General features: G+C 57.5%; 1 protein-coding gene. It reads left to right on the top strand.

Annotation, left to right across the window (positions count from 1 at the left end):
* A partial coding sequence (locus DVH23_RS23255; protein ID WP_157972602.1) for a transposase occupies positions 1-444 on the top strand: 444 nt, incomplete at its 5' end.
* Between the last annotated feature and the right edge of the window lie 213 nt (positions 445-657).

The raw sequence follows: 657 nt of genomic DNA, 5'->3' as shown, positions 1-657 counted from the left end.
CACTACCGCGATCGCGCGAACTTCTCGTTCCAGTCGATGAAGACGACGATCTTGATTGACGTGCACTCGCTTGCGATCAAAGACGTTCATTTCACGACGAAGAAGGCGTGGGACGGCCATATCGGAATGCAGGTCTTCCGCCGAAACGCGGAAGACCTGCGTGTGATGTCTGCTGACGCGAACTACTCGTGGAGCGACCTCCGTGAGGAGTGTCGCTCCGAATCAACGCGACCATTGGTCAAGCACAGGGAGCAGACACCGTTACAGAAGGCGCACAACGCCCGGATGAACGAGGACTACAACCAGCGCTGGATGAGTGAAACAGGCTTCTCGCAACTGAAGGAAGACGGCGGCGAGAAGTTACGCTCCCGAACGTGGCATGGCCAGTTTCGGGAGCTCACACGGAAGTGTATCGTGCACAACCTCGCGCAGGCGGCGAGTTAGGGCTCGCCGCCTGCTCTCTTTCTCCGGACGTATCCGGGAGAGGCATTGCCGCCGTCACCCGACCAAGGGAGCAAGACCCCATAGTTCTGACCTTTCAACACACACCAGTAGCGGCCGCTACTGCATCTTCTAGCTCCGAAATTCCGTCTGTGACGCCGTGAGCGTGTGAGTTATCGATCGTATCTCGACGACGTCTTGCGATTCAACAAGGCA

Origin of the sequence: Saliphagus sp. LR7 (genome assembly GCF_003344565.1) — an archaeon.
Lineage (GTDB): Archaea > Halobacteriota > Halobacteria > Halobacteriales > Natrialbaceae > Saliphagus > Saliphagus infecundisoli.
This window is presented reverse-complemented; position numbering and strand designations above follow the sequence as displayed.